The following is a 15,702-nucleotide window of genomic DNA, read 5'->3' as shown; positions in this document are numbered from 1 at the left end:
TTCTCACCCCGCTCCTCACCCCACAAGTGGATGAACGGACCAGCAGGGTGGTAGGAACGATCCTTGGTATGGGCATGAGAAAGTCGCCAAAGGCGTGAACAGGAGGCAAAACCTCTTGCCCGCCGGTACCGAAGCGGGCTAGGGGCCCGAGGGCAGGATTGAGCGAGCAGAGGCAACGGGAACCATGAGCACCTCGACCACGGGGGCGGCCGGCGCGGGCACCGACATCCAGGCGCAACCGCCCGCGCTGTCCGCTACGGCGGTGTACATCCCCGAGAGCCTCGGCTATCGGGTCAAACGCAAGTTCCTGGGCAAGCCCCTGGTCAACGACCAGCTCTACGGCGAGAAGCTCTCCCGCCCGGTCGCCCTCGGCGTGCTCGCGCCGGACTGCATCTCCTCCTCCGCGTACGGCACGGAGCAGATGCTCACCCAGCTCATCCCGGTCTTCGGCCTGGCCGGCTTCGCCCTGGTCATGCCGATCACCGCGGTCATCCTGGTCCTGCTGATCGTCCTGACGCTGTGTTACCGCGACGTCGTCTCCGTGTACACGAAGGCGGGCGGCTCCTACGTGGTCGCGCGCGAGCAGTTCGGCGTGAAGGTGGCCCAGGTCGCCGCGGTCGCGCTGCTGATCGACTACGTCGTGACCGTGGCCGTGCAGATCTCGGCCGGCACCATCGCCGTCTCCTCCTGGCTCTCGCTGACCTTCAACGTGGACATCACCGGCTGGAGCCTGTGGATCTCCGTGTTCATGGTCTGCCTGCTGTGCTACGGCAACCTGCGCGGCATCCGCGAGGCCGGCCGCGCCTTCGCGTTCCCGATGTACTTCTACGTGACGATGATCGGCCTGACCGCCATCGCGGGCCTGATCCGGCTGATCATCGGCGACCTGCCCCAGGCGAACAACTTCCACGACACCCGCTACGGCGGCGCCCTCGGCAACTCGCTGGACGCCGGTGCGGGCACCCACGCGATCCTCACCTTCGCCGCGATCTCCGGTCTGCTGCGCGCCTTCGCCAACGGCGGTTCCTCGCTGACCGGCCTCGAGGCGATCTCCAACGGCGTGTCGGTCTTCCGCAAGCCCAACGGCAGCAACGCGCGCAAGTCCATGTTCTGGATGTCGCTGATGCTGGGCCTGCTGGTGCTCTCCGTCTCGATCCTGGCCTGGAAGACCCAGTCGACGCCCTACAGCAGCGGCAGCCCGTCCGTGATCGGCCAGCTCTCCAGCCTGATCTGGGGCCACAACGCGTTCGGCAACGTGATGCTCACCATCGTGCAGCTGGCCACCGCGCTGATCCTGTACACCGGCGGCAACACCTCGTTCAACGGCTTCCCGTTCCTGGCCTCGTTCGTGGCCGAGGACTCGTTCCTGCCGCGCCAGTTCCTGCACCGCGGCCACCGGCTGTCCTTCTCCAACGGCATCATCGTGCTCGCGGGCCTGTCCCTGCTGCTGCTGATCGCGACCGACGGCGACCTGACCCGGCTGGTCTCGCTCTACGCCATCGGCGTGTTCACCGGCTTCACCATGGCCGCGGCCGGCCTGTACCGGTACCACTCCCGGCGCAACGAGAAGAACCGCGCGATCAAGCTGGTGATCAACGGCACGGCCTGCATCCTGAGCGCCGCGGTCGTGCTCATCTTCGCGGTGTTCAAGTTCACCGAGGGCGCCTGGCTGGTCGTGGTGATCTTCCCGATCGGCGTGTTCGCGCTGATCAAGCTGAACGAGCGCTACCGCAGGGAGGCCGCCGCCCTGGCCGGCGCCCCGGCCAGCGCCACCGTGCCGACGCTCACCCGCAACACCGTGCTCGTCCTGGTGGACTCGGTCGACCTGGCCGTGGTCAAGGCCCTGCGGTACGCGCGCTCGCTGCGTCCGGTGGAGCTGCGCGCCGTGCACCTGATGATCGACTCCAAGCACGCCGAGCACCTGCGCAAGCGCTGGGACGCCTCCAACGCGGCGGACGTCCCGCTCGAGGTGATCGAGGTGCCGGACCGCCGGCTGCGGCGCGCGGCGGCGGAACTGGCCGCGCGCACCGCCGAGGAGTCGAACACCGAGGTCACCATCATGCTGCCGCGGCGCGCGTTCGCCATCACCAGCCGGCTGCTGCACGACCGTACCGCCGACAAGATCGCCTCCGCGGTCTCCCGGCTGCCGCACGTGGCGGCCATGATCGTGCCCTTCGACGTGGTCGAGGCGATCGAGGAGATGGACACCGGCCACGACACCCCGACCGGCCCGGACTCCGGCCGCCCGGGCGTCGGCCCGCGCCCGACCCGCCCGGCCCGGCGCACCAAGAAGATGCTGCTGGACACCGAGTGCCTGCCCGAGCAGGAGGACGAGGGCCAGGACCCGCACACGCCGATCGCGGTGCGCGAGGTGCGCTGGCGCAACCGGGCCACCCTCGAGGGCCGGATCCGCTCGGTCTACGTCGGCCCGGTCTCCGGCTCCCCGGCGCTCGAGGCCGAGCTCTACGACGAGACCGGCGGCATCACGCTGGTCTTCCTCGGCCGCCGCTCGATCCCGGGCATCGAGCCGGGGGCGAAGATAAGAGTCGAGGGCATGGTCGGCGAGACCGAGGGCTACCTGGCCATGACCAACCCGTCCTACCGCCTGCTCCCGCGCGAGGGCGACGAGGAGGGCTGAGGAGGGCTGAGGGCTACTCGCGGATCGGACGCGAGTCACTCGCAGGTCTCTGACGGATCAGTCGAACGCGTCGGGCGAGGCACCATGCGCCGCCCGGCGCGTTCGCCATTCCCCGGCGAGATAGGTGACCAGCACGAACGGGGTCATCGTGGCGAGCAGCCGGGTGTGCAGCAATCCCCAGCCCGCGGCGGTCGCGGCGGCCACGATCGCGGCGCCCATGGCCCAGTCCAGGTTCGTTCGCCGCGGCACCCGCGGCCCGGCGTAGACCCCGGCCAAGGCGGCCAGGGCGCCCACGGCCACCGAGCCGGCCACGGAACCGGCCCATGAACCCGCCGCTGAACCCGCCGCTGAACTGAGTACGCTGACATGACTCACAATCCGGACACCCTAGAGCAATGGCCCGCAAACGTGTGTACCCCCGTCATCCGACGGGGGTACACACGAGAGGGTGAAGCGGACTCAGACCAGGCTGGAGGCCTTGGCCGGAGCCTCGGCGGCGGTGTCGGTCGCGGCCTCGGTCTCAGCCGGGATCCGGGCGGCGCGGGCGGCCAGGCCGAGGGTGCGGGCCAGTAGCATCGCGATCGCCATGAAGACCAGCGCGTCGGTCAGCGCCGCGACGGTGAGCCGGTGCGCCTCGCCGAAGTGCAGCAGCTGCGTCGGGAACCAGTACTGGCAGCCGTAGGAGAAGGCGGCGCGGGCACCGATCACGGTCGTCCACAGCGTCGCGTAACCCCACCCGGCCCGGGAGACCGGCTTGCCGGTCTCCGGTGAGCGGCGCACCCGCATCAGCGCGGCGGCGGCGAGCCCGCACACCACACCGAGCAGCACTCCGGCGATCTCCAGGACCAGACCCGTGCCGGAGGTGGCCGGGGCCTTGACGAAGAGCGGGACGATGACCGCGGCCACGATCAGCGGCCGCAGGATCCGGGCCCTGCCGACCTTGCGGGCCGGGCCGAGGTCGGTGGCCAGCACCGAGCCGAGCACGAGCGCGTTGACGATCAGGGCCTGGGACACGGAAGAGGACATCTCTACGCTCCGGAGCTTGTGGCCGCATCGTGCGGCCGGTGGCGAATCGTGCTGACGGGGAACACCTTGCTTTCAGGAACACTGTCGCCGCCGGGCCGGTACCACCGGATCGGAGCGCGCGGGGATTCGAGGTACCACACCGCGCCCGACCTGGTACCAGAGCGCCCCGCGTGCCTCCGCCCGTCTCCACCCGCAGTACCAGTGCGGTAATAATCCAATTACACTCTCACCTGTGACGGAACAGCGGCGTGGACTGATATACGGCATCGGCGCCTACGGACTGTGGGGCGCCTTCCCGCTGTACTGGCCGCTGCTCAAGCCCGCCGGGGCGCTGGAGATCCTGGCCAGCCGGATGGTCTGGTCGCTGGTGGCCGTGGCGGTGCTGCTGCTCGTGCGCAAGCACTGGTCCTGGTTCGCCGAGCTGCGCCGCTCACCGCGCAAGATCGCCCTGCTGGGCGTCGGCGCCGCCCTGATCACGGTGAACTGGGGCACCTACATCTGGGCGGTCAACGCCGGGCACGTGATCGAGACCTCGCTCGGCTACTTCCTCAACCCGCTGGTCACCATCGTCTTCGGCGTGGCGATCCTCAAGGAGCGGCTGCGCCCGGTGCAGTGGCTCGCCGTCGGCATCGGCGCCGCGGCGGTGGTCGAACTCGCCATCACCTACGGCCACCTGCCCTGGATCGCGCTCGTGCTCGCTGCCTCGTTCGGCAGCTACGGGCTGTGCAAGAAGCTCGCCCAGGTCCCCGCGCAGGAGTCGATGGCGGTCGAGTCCGCGTTCCAGTTCCTGCCCGCCCTCGGCTACCTGATCTTCGTTCAGGCCGAGGGCACCGCCGCGTACGGCCACGCCGCCTGGCACGTCACCCTGCTGCTGACCCTCGCCGGCGTGGTCACCCTGGTCCCGCTGCTGCTGTTCGCCGGGGCCACCAACCGGCTGCCGCTGTCCACCGTCGGCCTGCTCCAGTTCCTCGCCCCGATCCTGCAGCTGGCCTGCGGCGTGTTCGTGGTGCACGAGACCGTGCCGGGCAGCGAGTGGATCGGCTTCGGCATCGTGTGGGTGGCGCTGGTCGTGCTCACCTGGGACGGCCTGCGCCAGGCGGCCCGCAACGCGCAGGCCGAGCCTCAGCCCGTGGTCACCCAGCTGATCGCGTCGGAGGGCTCCGCGTCCTCGATCGCGCCGGCGCCCGCGCCCGGCGCCTGACCAGCCGCCAGTTCCGCCTCGGCCGCGTACAGGGCCGTGCACACGGTCGCGAAACACCGGCGGTTCACCCGCCGCAGGCCGACCGCGAAGGAGAGGGCGTCGAGCAAGAACATCACGGCGATGGTGGACAGCTCGACCTGGATTCGGCTCACGTCCCCCGCGTGCGGGTGATAGAGCGCGTGCGTCACCGGAATGGTCGCGACGATCACCACGATCGACGCCGCCGGCGGTATCTTCTCCAGCCGGTGCCGCCGTCGAATCGAGCCCTGCCGCGCCACCCACTCCGGCCCCACTCCCCCCGGATTGTTCGCGCGGTGCATCAGGACACCGAGCCAGCGATCCGTCGATCCGATCGCGTCGGAGAAGAAGATCCAGACGAACGGCAGCATGTTCGCGCAGGAAGACCACCGGCCCGCCTGCTCTCCACGGCCGTCGAGCCAGACGTTGAGCAGCTCGACGGCCGCCGTGACCGCGAAGAAGCTCGCATCCCAACGCAGCCGCCGGTCGGACTCGCGCAGCGCCGCGTCCAGATCGGCGGCCGGCTTCACCCGGATCAGCTTGCTCAGCCAGCTCCGCTGCCGCCTGTACTCCGCGCGCTCGATCCGCTTCAGCCACCGCGGAACGCGCACCGTGCTCTTCGATATCCCACCCATGAGCGGCGATTATCCGGTACCGGCCCGCGGCACACCAGCTCATTCCGGTCACGTACGTGGCTATTCGTCACACCAGTGACTGCGGCAACACGCCCTCCAGCACCAGCAACGCCTCCTTGTTCTCCAGCCCTCCCGCGTAGCCGGTCAGCGCGCCCTTGGCGCCGAGGACGCGGTGGCAGGGGACGACGATGCCGAGCGGGTTCGAGCCGACCGCGCTGCCCACCGCGCGCGCCTGCACCCGCTCGTAGCCGAGTTCCGCGGTGATGGCGCCGTAGGTCGTCGTGGCGCCGTAGGGGATCTCGCGCAGGGCGGCCCACACCCGCTCCTGGAACGGCGTGCCGTGCGTCGCGAAGGCGAGGTCGAACTCCTTGAGGTCGCCCGCGAAGTACGCCTGGAGTTGGCTCACTGCGTGCGCGAACGCGTCCGGCTCGTACCGCCAGCCCGGTTCGATGCGTACCTCGCCCTTCCACTTCTCCATCTTCACGCTGCTGAGCGCGACGCCGCCGGGCGCCGAGTCCGCGCGCACGCCCGCCAGGACGAGTTCGCCGACGGGGCTGTTCATCGTGGTGTAGATCGTGCTGTTCATGAGTCACTCCAGAGGTAGTGGATCGCGTATGAGGCCCAGGGATGCCAGCGCTGCGTCTCCTCGGGCCCGAGCCCGGCCCGGCGCAGCGCCGACTTGATCACCACGTCGCCGGGCAGCAGCACGTCCGGGTCGCTCAGGGCCCGCATGCGCAGGTAGCCCGCCGTCCACGGACCGATGCCGCGCAGGGCCAGCAGTTCCCGCTGCGCCTGCTCCCGGTCGGCGCCCGGATCGAGCCGCAGGCTGCCGTCGGCCAGCGCCCGGCTGACCGTGCGCAGCGTCTCCTTGCGGGACCCGGGCATGCCGAGTTCGGCGAAGTCGGCCTCGGCGAGGTCGGCGGCCGTGGGGAACAGGTGCGTCAGTGCGCCGCCGGGGCGCGCCAACGGCTCGCCGCGCGCGGCCACGAGCTTGCCCCCGAGCGTGCGGGCCGCGGCGACCGTGATCTGCTGCCCGAGCACCGCCCGGATCGCCATCTCCTGCGGCTCCGCCGCGCCGACCGAGCGCAGGCCCGGGTTCTTGCGCGCGAGCGGCCCCAGGATCGGGTCGGCGGCGAAGCTCTCGCCCACCGCCACCGGATCGGCGTCGAGGTCGAACAGCCGCCGCACCCGCCCGATCGCGGCGGTGAACCCGCGCAGGTCGGCCAGGTCCAGCCGGCACTCCAGCCAGGCCCCGCCGGTTACCTGCTCGTGCACCTCGACGATCCCAGGACCGTGCTCGAATCGCAGCGTACGCCGATACACCCGCGCACCCGGCGGCCCGACCATCTCCTCGATCCCGGGAATCGCACGGGCGCCGAGGAAGTCGAACACGTGCCCGCGCGCGTACGGCTCGCGGTAGGCCAACCGCAGCGCCACCCCGGTACCGCCCGCGGCGCTCGCGTCAGCCGCCGCGGCACGCGTGGCCGCGCGGGAGATGCTCTCCCGCAGCGCGGTGGGCGTGGCCGCGTACACCTCGCGGATCGTGTCGTTGAACTGCCGCACACTCGCGAACCCGGCCGCGAAGGCGACGTCCGCCGCCGTGAGCGACGTCGTCTGCAGCAACACCCGGGCCGTGTGCGCCCGCTGCGCCCGAGCCAGCGCGAGCGGCCCGGCGCCGAGCGAGGCGATCAGATGCCGCTGCACCTGCCGCTCGCTGTACCCGAGCCGCGCGGCCAGCCCGCCCACGCCTTCCCGGTCGATCACCCCGTCGTTGATCAGCCGCATCGCCCGCCCCACCACGTCCGCCCGCGCGTTCCACTCCGAAGACCCCGGCACCGCATCCGGCCGACACCGCCGACAGGCCCGGAACCCGGCCCCCTGCGCCGCCGCCGAGGAAGCGTAGAATCGCACGTTCTCCCGCTTCGGCGTGGTCGCCGGACAACTCGGCCGGCAGTAGATCCCGGTGCTGGTCACAGCCGTGAAGAACACCCCGTCGAACCGCGGATCACGCCCCCGCACCGCCTGATACCGGTGCTCGTCCGTCAACGCCGCCGTGGAAGTCATACCTCCATCATGCGCCCCTCGGAGCGCAAGCTCTAGCGGGTTTCAGACATCGCGGCCGGACGGGCGGTTGCGCAGGTGGCCCCTGATCAGTCGGGTCGCCCCGCCGCCGACGCGTCAGACGGTGCGTGAGTGGACCAGGTCGCAGAGGGCGTAGAGGGCGTCGCGGGCGGGGATGTCGGGGAGGCCGTCGAGCATGGAGCGGGCTTCGTCGGCGTAGCGGAGGGTGGTGGCGCGGGCCTGGTCCATGGCGGCGTGGGTGCGCAGGGCGTCGAGGGCCTCGATGATGAGGGCGTCGTCTTCGATGGGGGCGGAGAGCAGTTCCCGTAGACGCGCGGACTCGGGGTCGGTCGAGGCCAGGGCGTAGAGGGTGGGAAGGGTCGGCACGCCCTCGCGCAGGTCGGTGCCGGGGAGTTTGCCGGACTGCTCGGCCTCGCCGGCGATGTCGATGATGTCGTCGGCGAGTTGGAAGGCCACGCCGAAGGTCTCGCCGAAGCGGGTGAGCTGCTCGACCACGGTCGGTCCCGCGCCGGAGAGCAGGGCGCCGAAGCGGGCCGAGGTGGCGATCAGCGAGCCGGTCTTGTCCTCGAGCACGCGCAGGTAGTGGTCGATCGCCGTCTCGTCCGGGTCGGGGGCGAGGCACTCGTTGATCTGACCGGTCACCAGACGCTCGAAGGTCGCGGCCTGCAGGCGCACCGCCTCCGGGCCGAGGTCGGCCAGCAGCATCGAGGCCTTGGCGAACAGGTAGTCCCCGGTGAGGATCGCGATCGTGTTGTCCCAGCGGGCGTTCGCGGTCTGCACGCCCCGGCGCAGCGCGGCCTCGTCCATGACGTCGTCGTGGTACAGCGTGGCCAGGTGGGTCAGCTCCACCACACATCCGGCCACGATGACCTGCTCCGCGGTGGGCTCGCCGAACTCGGCGGCGACCAGCGTGAGCAGGGGGCGGAACCGCTTGCCGCCGGCGGCCACGAGATGGGTGGCGGCCTCGCGGATCAGCGGGTGGTCACTGTGCGCGCAGCGGGTGAGCAGATCCTCGACCTCGGTCAGGCCGGCGCGCACCCGGGCCGTCAGCCCGGGGTCGCTGGTGACGAGGCCCCAGGGCAGGCTGCCCGCGCGTTCGGTCGCCACCTGCACGCTCACGCCATTCGCCTCTCACCCGATCGGGTCACCCGTCGTCCACTCTTACCGAATCCCAACCTAGTGCATGCACCTCTACCTATGGCACGCGGCCGGGCCGCTGGGATCGCCCCCAGCCGCCCGGCCGCCGCACTACTTCGCCAGGATGCCCGCGGAGTTGTTCGCCAGGTGCAGCAGCAGGCTGGGCGCGATGCCCAGGGCCACGGTGGCGAACGCCGCCACCGCCAGCGCGGTCTTGACCGCGATGGACGGGTGGGCGATGGTCGGGCCGTCCGGCAGCGGGTCGGAGAAGAACATCACCACGACCACGCGCAGGTAGAAGAACGCGGCCAGGGCGCTGGCGAGTACGGCCACGATGACCAGGGCCGGGGCGCCGGCGTTGAGCGCGGCCTGGAAGATGGCGAACTTGCCGATGAAGATGCTGGTGAACGGGATGCCCGCGAAGGCCAGCAGGAACACGGCGAGCAGCGCGGCCGGGATCGGGGCGCGTTTGCCCAGACCCGCCCAGCGGCTCAGGTCGGTGGCCTCGCCGCCGGCGTCACGCACCAGGGTCACCACGGCGAACGCGCCGATGATGGCGACGCCGTACACCGGCAGATAGAACAGCACCGCGGCCCTGGCCTGCGCCGTCGTGGAGGTCACGCCGATCAGCAGGTAGCCGGCGTTGAGGATGGCGGAGTAGGCCAGCATGCGCTTGATGTCCCGCTGGGTCAGCGCGAGGATGCCGCCGACCAGCATGGTGATCACGGCCACGGCCTGGAGCACCGGACGCCAGACGGCGACGGCGCTCGAGCCGCCGAGGCCGACGTCGAGCACCCGCACCAGCGCGCCGAACGCGGCGATCTTGGTGGCGGCGGCCATGAAGCCGGTCACCGGGGTCGGCGCGCCCTGATACACGTCCGGGGTCCACATGTGGAACGGCGCGGCGCCCACCTTGAACAGCAGGCCCACCCCGAGCATGGCCAGGCCCGCGTAGAGCAGGGTGGAGCCGGCGTCGGGGTGCGCCACGTGCTGGGCGATCACGGCCAGGTTCACCGAGCCGGCGTAGCCGTAGAGCATGGCCGCGCCGTAGAGGAAGAAGGCCGAGGAGAACGCGCCGAGCAGGAAGTACTTGAGCGCGGCCTCCTGCGAGAGCAGCCGGCGGTGCCGGGCGAGGCCGCAGACCAGGTACAGCGGCAGCGAGAGCACCTCGAGCGCGACGAACATGGTCAGCAGGTCGTTGGCCGCCGGGAACAGCAGCATGCCGCCGACCGAGAACATCAGCAGGGGGTAGATCTCGGTGGTCTGCCAGCCCTTGCGGGTGGTGTCGCGCTCGGCCTGGGAGCCGGGCACCGAGGCGCCCTGCGCGGCGAAGGCGTCCTGGTTCTGGTCGGTCTTGCGCTCGGCGATGACCAGGAAGCCGACGAAGGCGATGACCAGGATGGTGCCCTGCAGGAACAGCGTGGTTCCGTCTATGGCGACCGAGCCTTGCGCGACCACCTCCACGCCGGTCTTGGCCAGGGCCAGCACGGCGCCGAACGCGGCCGCGATGCCGACCAGGGCGAGGCCGACCTGGATCCGGTACCGGTGCGCGCGCGGCGCGAGGGCCTCGACCAGGATGCCGAGGGTGGCCGCGCCGAAGGCGATCAGCATCGGCGAGAGTTTGCCGAATTCGACCGGCGGCACCGTGAACGTGGTGGCGGCGAGGGCGCTCACTGGTCACTCCCCTGGGCTTGGGCCGCGATGGACGGCGGCGGCGTCGTCGTCACCTGGAGCGACGTCGACTGGGTGACGGCAGGGTTGATGTATTTCGTCAGGATGCCGGGGGCGAAGCCCAGCACCAGGATCAGGGCCAGCAGCGGGACCACCGCGGCCAGCTCACGCCGGGTCAGGTCCTTGAAGCCGCTGACCGCCGCGGTGACCGGTCCGGTCATCGTGCGCTGATAGAGCCAGAGGATGTAGACCGCGGCGAGCACGATCGAGGTGACGGCGAAGATCGCGGCCACCGGGTACTTCTCGAAGGTGCCCACCAGGACCAGGAACTCGCTCACGAAGGAGCTCAGGCCCGGCAGCGCCAGCGAGCTCAGGCCCGCCAGCAGGAAGGTCCCGGCCAGCACCGGCGCCACCTTCTGCACTCCGCCGTACGCGTCGATCTCGGTCGAGCCGCGGCGGGAGATCAGGAAGCCTGCCAGCAGGAACAGCGCGCCGGTGGAAAGGCCGTGGTTGACCATGTAGAGCGTCGCGCCGACCTGGCCGCGGGCGGTCCAGGCGAACACGCCGAGGGTGATCAGGCCGAAGTGCGAGATCGAGGTGTAGGCGATCAGGCGCTTCATGTCCCGCTGCCCGATCGCGAGCAGCGCTCCGTAGATCGTGCTGATGACCGCGAGCACCAGGATCACCGGTGTGAAGTAGTGCGAGGCGCTCGGGAACAGCTCGAGGCAGAACCGGAGCATGCCGAAGGTGCCGATCTTGTCGAGGACGCCGACGAGCAGCACCGCGGTGCCCGGGGTGGCCTCGGCGGCCGCGTCGGGCAGCCAGGTGTGGAACGGCCAGAGCGGGGCCTTGACCGCGAAGGCGATGAAGAACCCGAGGAAGAGCCAGCGCTCCACGCCGGTGGAGAAGTGCAGCTGCCCGGTGGCCACCGCGTGCGCGAGGGTCGGGAAGTCGAACGGGTCGGCCACCGTGCGATTGGCCACCACGTACAGGCCGATCACCGCGGCGAGCATGAGCAGCCCACCGAGCAGGTTGTAGAGCAGGAACTTCACCGCGGCGTAGGAGCGGTGCTTCTCGCCGCTCTTGCCGTAGGAGCCGATCAGGAAGTAGCTGGGGATCAGCAGCGCCTCGAAGAGCACGTAGAACAGGAAGACGTCGGTGGCGGCGAAGACGCCGATCATCATGACTTCCAGCACGAGCATGAGGGCGAAGAAGGCCCGTGGCGTGTTCTTCCCGTCGTTCCAGGAGGCCAGCAGCACCACCGGGACCAGCACGGCCGTCATCAGGATGAGCACGAGCGCGATGCCGTCCACCCCGACGCTGTAGTCGATGTGGAACTGGGAGATCCAGGTGTGGCTCTCGGTCAGCTGGTACTGCGCCCCGCCGACGTTGAACTTCACCGCGTCCACGATCGCGAGCACCAGGGTGATCAGCGAGGTCGCGACGGCGATCTCCCTGGCCCGCTTCTGCGCACCGCGCGGCAGCAGCGCGATCCCGGCGACGCCGAGCAGCGGCGAGGCGATCGTGACGGTGAGATAGGGGAAGCCGGACATCGAGTTAACCCCTTACCAGCAGGAGGGCGGCGATCAGCAGCGTGGCGCCGCCGAACATCGACAGGGCGTAGGAGCGCACGAAGCCGGTCTGCAGCCGGCGCAGCCTGCCGGAGCTGCCGCCGAGGCCCGCGGCGATGCCGTTGACCGCGCCGTCCACGCCCTTGAGGTCGAAGTAGACCAGGACTCTGGTCAGGTACTGGCCGGTGCGCATGAACACGAGCTCGTTGAACGCGTCGCCGTACAGGTCGCGGCGGGCGGCCCGGGTGGCGAACGCGCCGGCCGGGGCCTGGGCCGGGACCTCCTGGCGGCCGTAGAGGCTCCAGGCGTAGGCGACGCCGAGCGCCACCACCGCGAGCGTGATCACCTGCAGCAGCGCGTCGCTGAACGGCAGCCTCCCGTCGCTGTGGCCGGTGACCGGCTCGAGCCAGTTGACGAAGGCGCTGTGGTAGGAGAACAGGGCGCCCGCGGCCACGGATCCGACCGCCAGCACGGCCATCGGGACCACCATGACCCAGGGCGACTCGTGCGGGTGCGGCTCGTGCCCCTGCTCGTCGGCGACCCAGCGCTTCTGGCCGAAGAAGGTCATCAGCATCACCCGGGTCATGTAGAACGCGGTGATCAGCGCGCCGAGCAGGGTGGTGCAGCCGAGGATCCAGCCGCTGGTTCCGCCCTGGCTGAACGCGGCCTCGATGATCTTGTCCTTGGACCAGTACCCGGAGAACGGCGGGCAGCCGATGATGGCGAGGTAGCCGAGGCCGAAGGTGACGTAGGTCCACGGCATGAACTTGCGCAGGGCGCCGTAGTGGCGCATGTTCACGTCGTCGTTCATGCCGTGCATCACCGAGCCGGCGCCGAGGAACAGGCCGGCCTTGAAGAAGCCGTGCGTGACCAGGTGCATGATCGCGAAGACGTAGCCGATCGGGCCGAGTCCCGCGGCCAGGACCATGTAGCCGATCTGCGACATGGTCGAGCCGGCCAGCGCCTTCTTGATGTCGTCCTTCGCGCAACCGATGATCGCACCGAGCATCAGTGTGACCGCGCCCACGATGGTGACCACCAGGCGGGCGTTCGGCGCGGCGTCGAAGATCGCGTTGGAGCGCACGATCAGGTAGACGCCCGCGGTCACCATGGTCGCGGCGTGGATCAGGGCGCTGACCGGGGTCGGGCCCTCCATCGCGTCGCCGAGCCAGGACTGCAGCGGGAACTGCGCGCTCTTGCCGCAGGCGCCGAGCAGCAGCAGCAGGCCGATCGCGGTGAGCGTGCCGGTCTTGGCCCCGGACACGCCGTTGAACACCGGGCCGAAGGCGAAGCTGCCGAAGGTGGTGTACATGAGCATCACGGCCAGGGAGAGGCCGACGTCGCCGACCCGGTTGACGATGAACGCCTTCTTGGCCGCCACCGCCGCCGAGGGCTTGTGCTGCCAGAACCCGATCAGCAGGTACGAGGCCAGGCCCACGCCCTCCCAGCCGGCGTAGAGCAGCAGGTAGTTGTCGGCCAGCACGAGCACGAGCATCGCGGCGAGGAACAGGTTCAGGTACGCGAAGAACTTGCGCCGCTGCTCGTCGTGGGCCATATAGCCGACCGAGTAGATGTGGATCAGCGAGCCCACCCCGGTGATCAGCAGCACGAAGATGATCGAGAGCTGATCCAGGTGGAACCCGGCGTCGGCGCTGAAGCCGGGCACCGGGACCCAGGTGTAGACGTGCTGGTCGTACGAGCGCTGATCGCCCGGCTTGCCGAGCAGCGCGAAGAAGAGCACCGCGCCGAGGACGAACGAGCCGACCGAGGCCGCGCAGCCGAGCAGGTGGCCGAAGCGGTTCGTCCGGCGCCCCCCGAGCAGCAGGATCGCGGCCCCAGCCAGGGGAATCGCGATCACCCAGGCGATCAGGGCGAAGGTACCGGTCGCCGCGAGCGGCGCGTAGGACGAGGGCATCGTCGAGGCCACCTATTCCCTAGTACTTCAGCAGGTTGGCGTCGTCGACCGAGGCCGAACGGCGGGTACGGAAGACCATGATGATGATCGCGAGGCCGACCACGACCTCGGCCGCGGCCACCACCATCGTGAAGAACGCGATGATCTGGCCGTCGAGGGCGCCGCGCATCCGGGCGAAGGTGACGAAGGCCAGGTTCGCCGCGTTGAGCATCAGCTCGATGCACATGAACACGACGATGGCGTTGCGCCGGATCAGCACCCCCAGCGCGCCGAGGGTGAACAGGATCGCGGACAGGTACAGGTAGTTGGCCGGGTTCACTGCGACACCTCGTTGCTCTGCTTGGCGCTCTGCTTGCCGTTGACCTGGCCGTTGACCTGGCCGGGCAGCGGCAGCGGCCGGAAGCCGCGGACCGTGTCGCGCCCGCGCAGGGTGGCGTTCACGCTCACCTCGGCGGGCGAGCCGTCGGGCAGCAGCGCCGGGGTGTCGACCGCGTTGTGCTGGGCGTAGACGCCGGGGTTGGGCAGGCCGGTGACCTGGATCCGCTCGCCCCGGCCCCAGCGCTCGAAGCGCTCGATCGACTGCTCGCGCTGCGACTTGCGCGGCGTGGTGCGCTCCCGGTGGGTGAGCACCATCGCGCCGATCGCCGAGGTGATCAGCACCGCGGAGGAGACCTCGAAGGCCCAGTAGTAGCGGGAGAAGAGCAGCTGGGCCAGGGCCGTGACGTTGCCGCCGCCCTTGGCGTTGACCGCGTCGGTGCCGACGAAGGCGGGCAGGTTCGCGTGCGCGTACACGCCGATCAGCACCGCGCCGAAGGCGACCACGAGCGGCACCGCGAGGAAGCGCTGGCCGCGGATGGTCTCGGTCAGCGAGTCCTGCGACTCGATGCCGATCAGCATGAGCACGAACAGGAACAGCATCATGACCGCGCCGGTGTAGACGACGACCTGCACGACGCCGAGGAAGACGGCGCCCTGGGCCATGTAGAAGAAGGCGAGGCAGAGCATCACCGAACACAGGGCCAGTGCCGCGTGCACGATCTTCTTGGAGAAGATCAGGCCGAGCGCGCCGAGCACGGAGACGATCGAGCCGAGCCAGAACAGCAGGGTCTCGCCGTGGCCGGTGTTTCCCATCAGGACTCCTCTCCGGACTCTTCGGCCGCGTCCCCGGGCACGTCCACCCGGGCGCCGACCCGCGCGGCGTCGGCGGCGCGGGCCGCGGCCAGCAGCGGCCGCAGCAGGTCGTCGTCGGCGCGCGGGACCTCGCCGCGGTAGTACTCCTTCTCGGTCACCTCGTGGCCGTCCGCGTCCTGGTACATCCGGTGCGGGGCCGGGACCATGCCGTCGGTGAGCGGGGCGAGCAGCCGGTCCTTGGTGTAGATCAGCGAAGAGCGGCTGGTGTCGGCGAGCTCGTACTCGTTCGTCATGGTCAGCGCGCGGGTGGGACAGGCCTCGATGCACAGGCCGCACAGGATGCAGCGCAGATAGTTGATCTGGTACACCCGGCCGTAGCGCTCGCCCGGGGAGAAGCGCTCCTCCTCGGTGTTGTCGGCGCCCTCCACATAGATGGCGTCGGCCGGGCAGGCCCAGGCGCACAGCTCGCAGCCGATGCACTTCTCCAGCCCGTCCGGGTGCCGGTTGAGCTGGTGGCGGCCGTGGAAGCGCAGCTGGGTGGGGACCTTCTCCTCGGGGTAGCGCTCGGTGTTCGGGTGCTTGAACATCGTCGCGAAGGTGACCCCGAAGCCGGCCACCGAGGCCAGCGGTCCCGCCTTGGCAGTCTCCGCCCCCGAAACGCCCTTCGGGGGCTGCTT

At 70.3% G+C, this 15,702-nt stretch carries 14 protein-coding genes; 2 read left to right on the top strand and 12 right to left on the bottom strand.

What is annotated here, in order from left to right; all coding sequences use genetic code 11:
- The first annotated feature begins 184 nt into the window (after window positions 1–184).
- On the top strand, window positions 185–2,638 hold the full coding sequence (locus KDL01_RS02180; protein WP_212526574.1) for an amino acid permease: 2,454 nt from the start codon (window positions 185–187) through the stop codon (window positions 2,636–2,638).
- Between the two features lie 57 nt (window positions 2,639–2,695).
- On the opposite strand, the gene KDL01_RS02175 is transcribed toward KDL01_RS02180, so the two are convergent.
- Window positions 2,696–2,950 (bottom strand): hypothetical protein, encoded by a 255-nt coding sequence (locus KDL01_RS02175; protein WP_212526573.1) that lies wholly within the window; start codon window positions 2,948–2,950, stop codon window positions 2,696–2,698.
- A 147-nt stretch (window positions 2,951–3,097) separates the two neighbouring features.
- Window positions 3,098–3,664, bottom strand: coding sequence for a hypothetical protein (locus KDL01_RS02170; RefSeq protein WP_212526572.1), 567 nt, complete (start codon window positions 3,662–3,664; stop codon window positions 3,098–3,100).
- Window positions 3,665–3,896: 232 nt separating this feature from the next.
- On the opposite strand from KDL01_RS02170, the gene rarD reads away from it, so the two are divergent.
- Window positions 3,897–4,865 carry an EamA family transporter RarD gene (gene rarD, locus KDL01_RS02165; protein ID WP_307846028.1) on the top strand — a complete coding sequence of 323 codons (969 nt, stop codon included), beginning with the start codon at window positions 3,897–3,899 and terminating at the stop codon, window positions 4,863–4,865.
- On the opposite strand, the gene KDL01_RS02160 is transcribed toward rarD, so the two are convergent.
- The 10 genes from KDL01_RS02160 to nuoI all read right to left on the bottom strand — a co-directional run bounded on the left by KDL01_RS02160 (window position 4,787) and on the right by nuoI (window position 15,612).
- A complete protein-coding gene (locus KDL01_RS02160) occupies window positions 4,787–5,518 on the bottom strand; it encodes a hypothetical protein (RefSeq protein ID WP_212526571.1) in 732 nt (243 codons plus the stop codon). The genes rarD and KDL01_RS02160 overlap by 79 nt on opposite strands.
- 67 nt (window positions 5,519–5,585) lie before the next feature.
- On the bottom strand, window positions 5,586–6,104 hold the full coding sequence (locus tag KDL01_RS02155) for a methylated-DNA--[protein]-cysteine S-methyltransferase (RefSeq protein WP_212526570.1): 519 nt from the start codon (window positions 6,102–6,104) through the stop codon (window positions 5,586–5,588).
- On the bottom strand, window positions 6,101–7,582 hold the full coding sequence (locus tag KDL01_RS02150; protein WP_212526569.1) for an AlkA N-terminal domain-containing protein: 1,482 nt from the start codon (window positions 7,580–7,582) through the stop codon (window positions 6,101–6,103). Before KDL01_RS02150 ends, KDL01_RS02155 begins: the two co-directional genes overlap by 4 nt.
- A gap of 114 nt (window positions 7,583–7,696) precedes the next feature.
- Window positions 7,697–8,719, bottom strand: coding sequence for a polyprenyl synthetase family protein (locus KDL01_RS02145; RefSeq protein WP_307846027.1), 1,023 nt, complete (start codon window positions 8,717–8,719; stop codon window positions 7,697–7,699).
- A 129-nt stretch (window positions 8,720–8,848) separates the two neighbouring features.
- Window positions 8,849–10,411 carry an NADH-quinone oxidoreductase subunit NuoN gene (nuoN, locus tag KDL01_RS02140; protein WP_212526568.1) on the bottom strand — a complete coding sequence of 521 codons (1,563 nt, stop codon included), beginning with the start codon at window positions 10,409–10,411 and terminating at the stop codon, window positions 8,849–8,851.
- Window positions 10,408–11,961, bottom strand: a complete 1,554-nt coding sequence (locus tag KDL01_RS02135; protein WP_212526567.1) for an NADH-quinone oxidoreductase subunit M — start codon at window positions 11,959–11,961, stop codon at window positions 10,408–10,410. The genes nuoN and KDL01_RS02135 overlap by 4 nt, the downstream gene beginning before the upstream one ends.
- 4 nt (window positions 11,962–11,965) lie before the next feature.
- The gene (gene nuoL, locus KDL01_RS02130; RefSeq protein WP_212526594.1) at window positions 11,966–13,894 is read right to left on the bottom strand and encodes an NADH-quinone oxidoreductase subunit L; all 1,929 of its coding nucleotides are present in this window, start codon (window positions 13,892–13,894) and stop codon (window positions 11,966–11,968) included.
- 19 nt (window positions 13,895–13,913) lie between these two features.
- A complete protein-coding gene (nuoK, locus tag KDL01_RS02125) occupies window positions 13,914–14,213 on the bottom strand; it encodes an NADH-quinone oxidoreductase subunit NuoK (protein ID WP_212526566.1) in 300 nt (99 codons plus the stop codon).
- Window positions 14,210–15,025, bottom strand: a complete 816-nt coding sequence (locus tag KDL01_RS02120) for an NADH-quinone oxidoreductase subunit J (RefSeq protein WP_212526565.1) — start codon at window positions 15,023–15,025, stop codon at window positions 14,210–14,212. Before KDL01_RS02120 ends, nuoK begins: the two co-directional genes overlap by 4 nt.
- Window positions 15,025–15,612 (bottom strand): NADH-quinone oxidoreductase subunit NuoI, encoded by a 588-nt coding sequence (gene nuoI, locus KDL01_RS02115; RefSeq protein WP_438801943.1) that lies wholly within the window; start codon window positions 15,610–15,612, stop codon window positions 15,025–15,027. The genes KDL01_RS02120 and nuoI overlap by 1 nt, the downstream gene beginning before the upstream one ends.
- Window positions 15,613–15,702: the final 90 nt, after the last annotated feature.

Source organism: Actinospica durhamensis, from assembly GCF_018139695.1.
Lineage (GTDB): Bacteria > Actinomycetota > Actinomycetes > Streptomycetales > Catenulisporaceae > Actinospica > Actinospica durhamensis.
The sequence above is the reverse complement of the archived record's forward strand: the minus strand, read 5'-3'. Positions and strand labels throughout refer to the sequence as shown.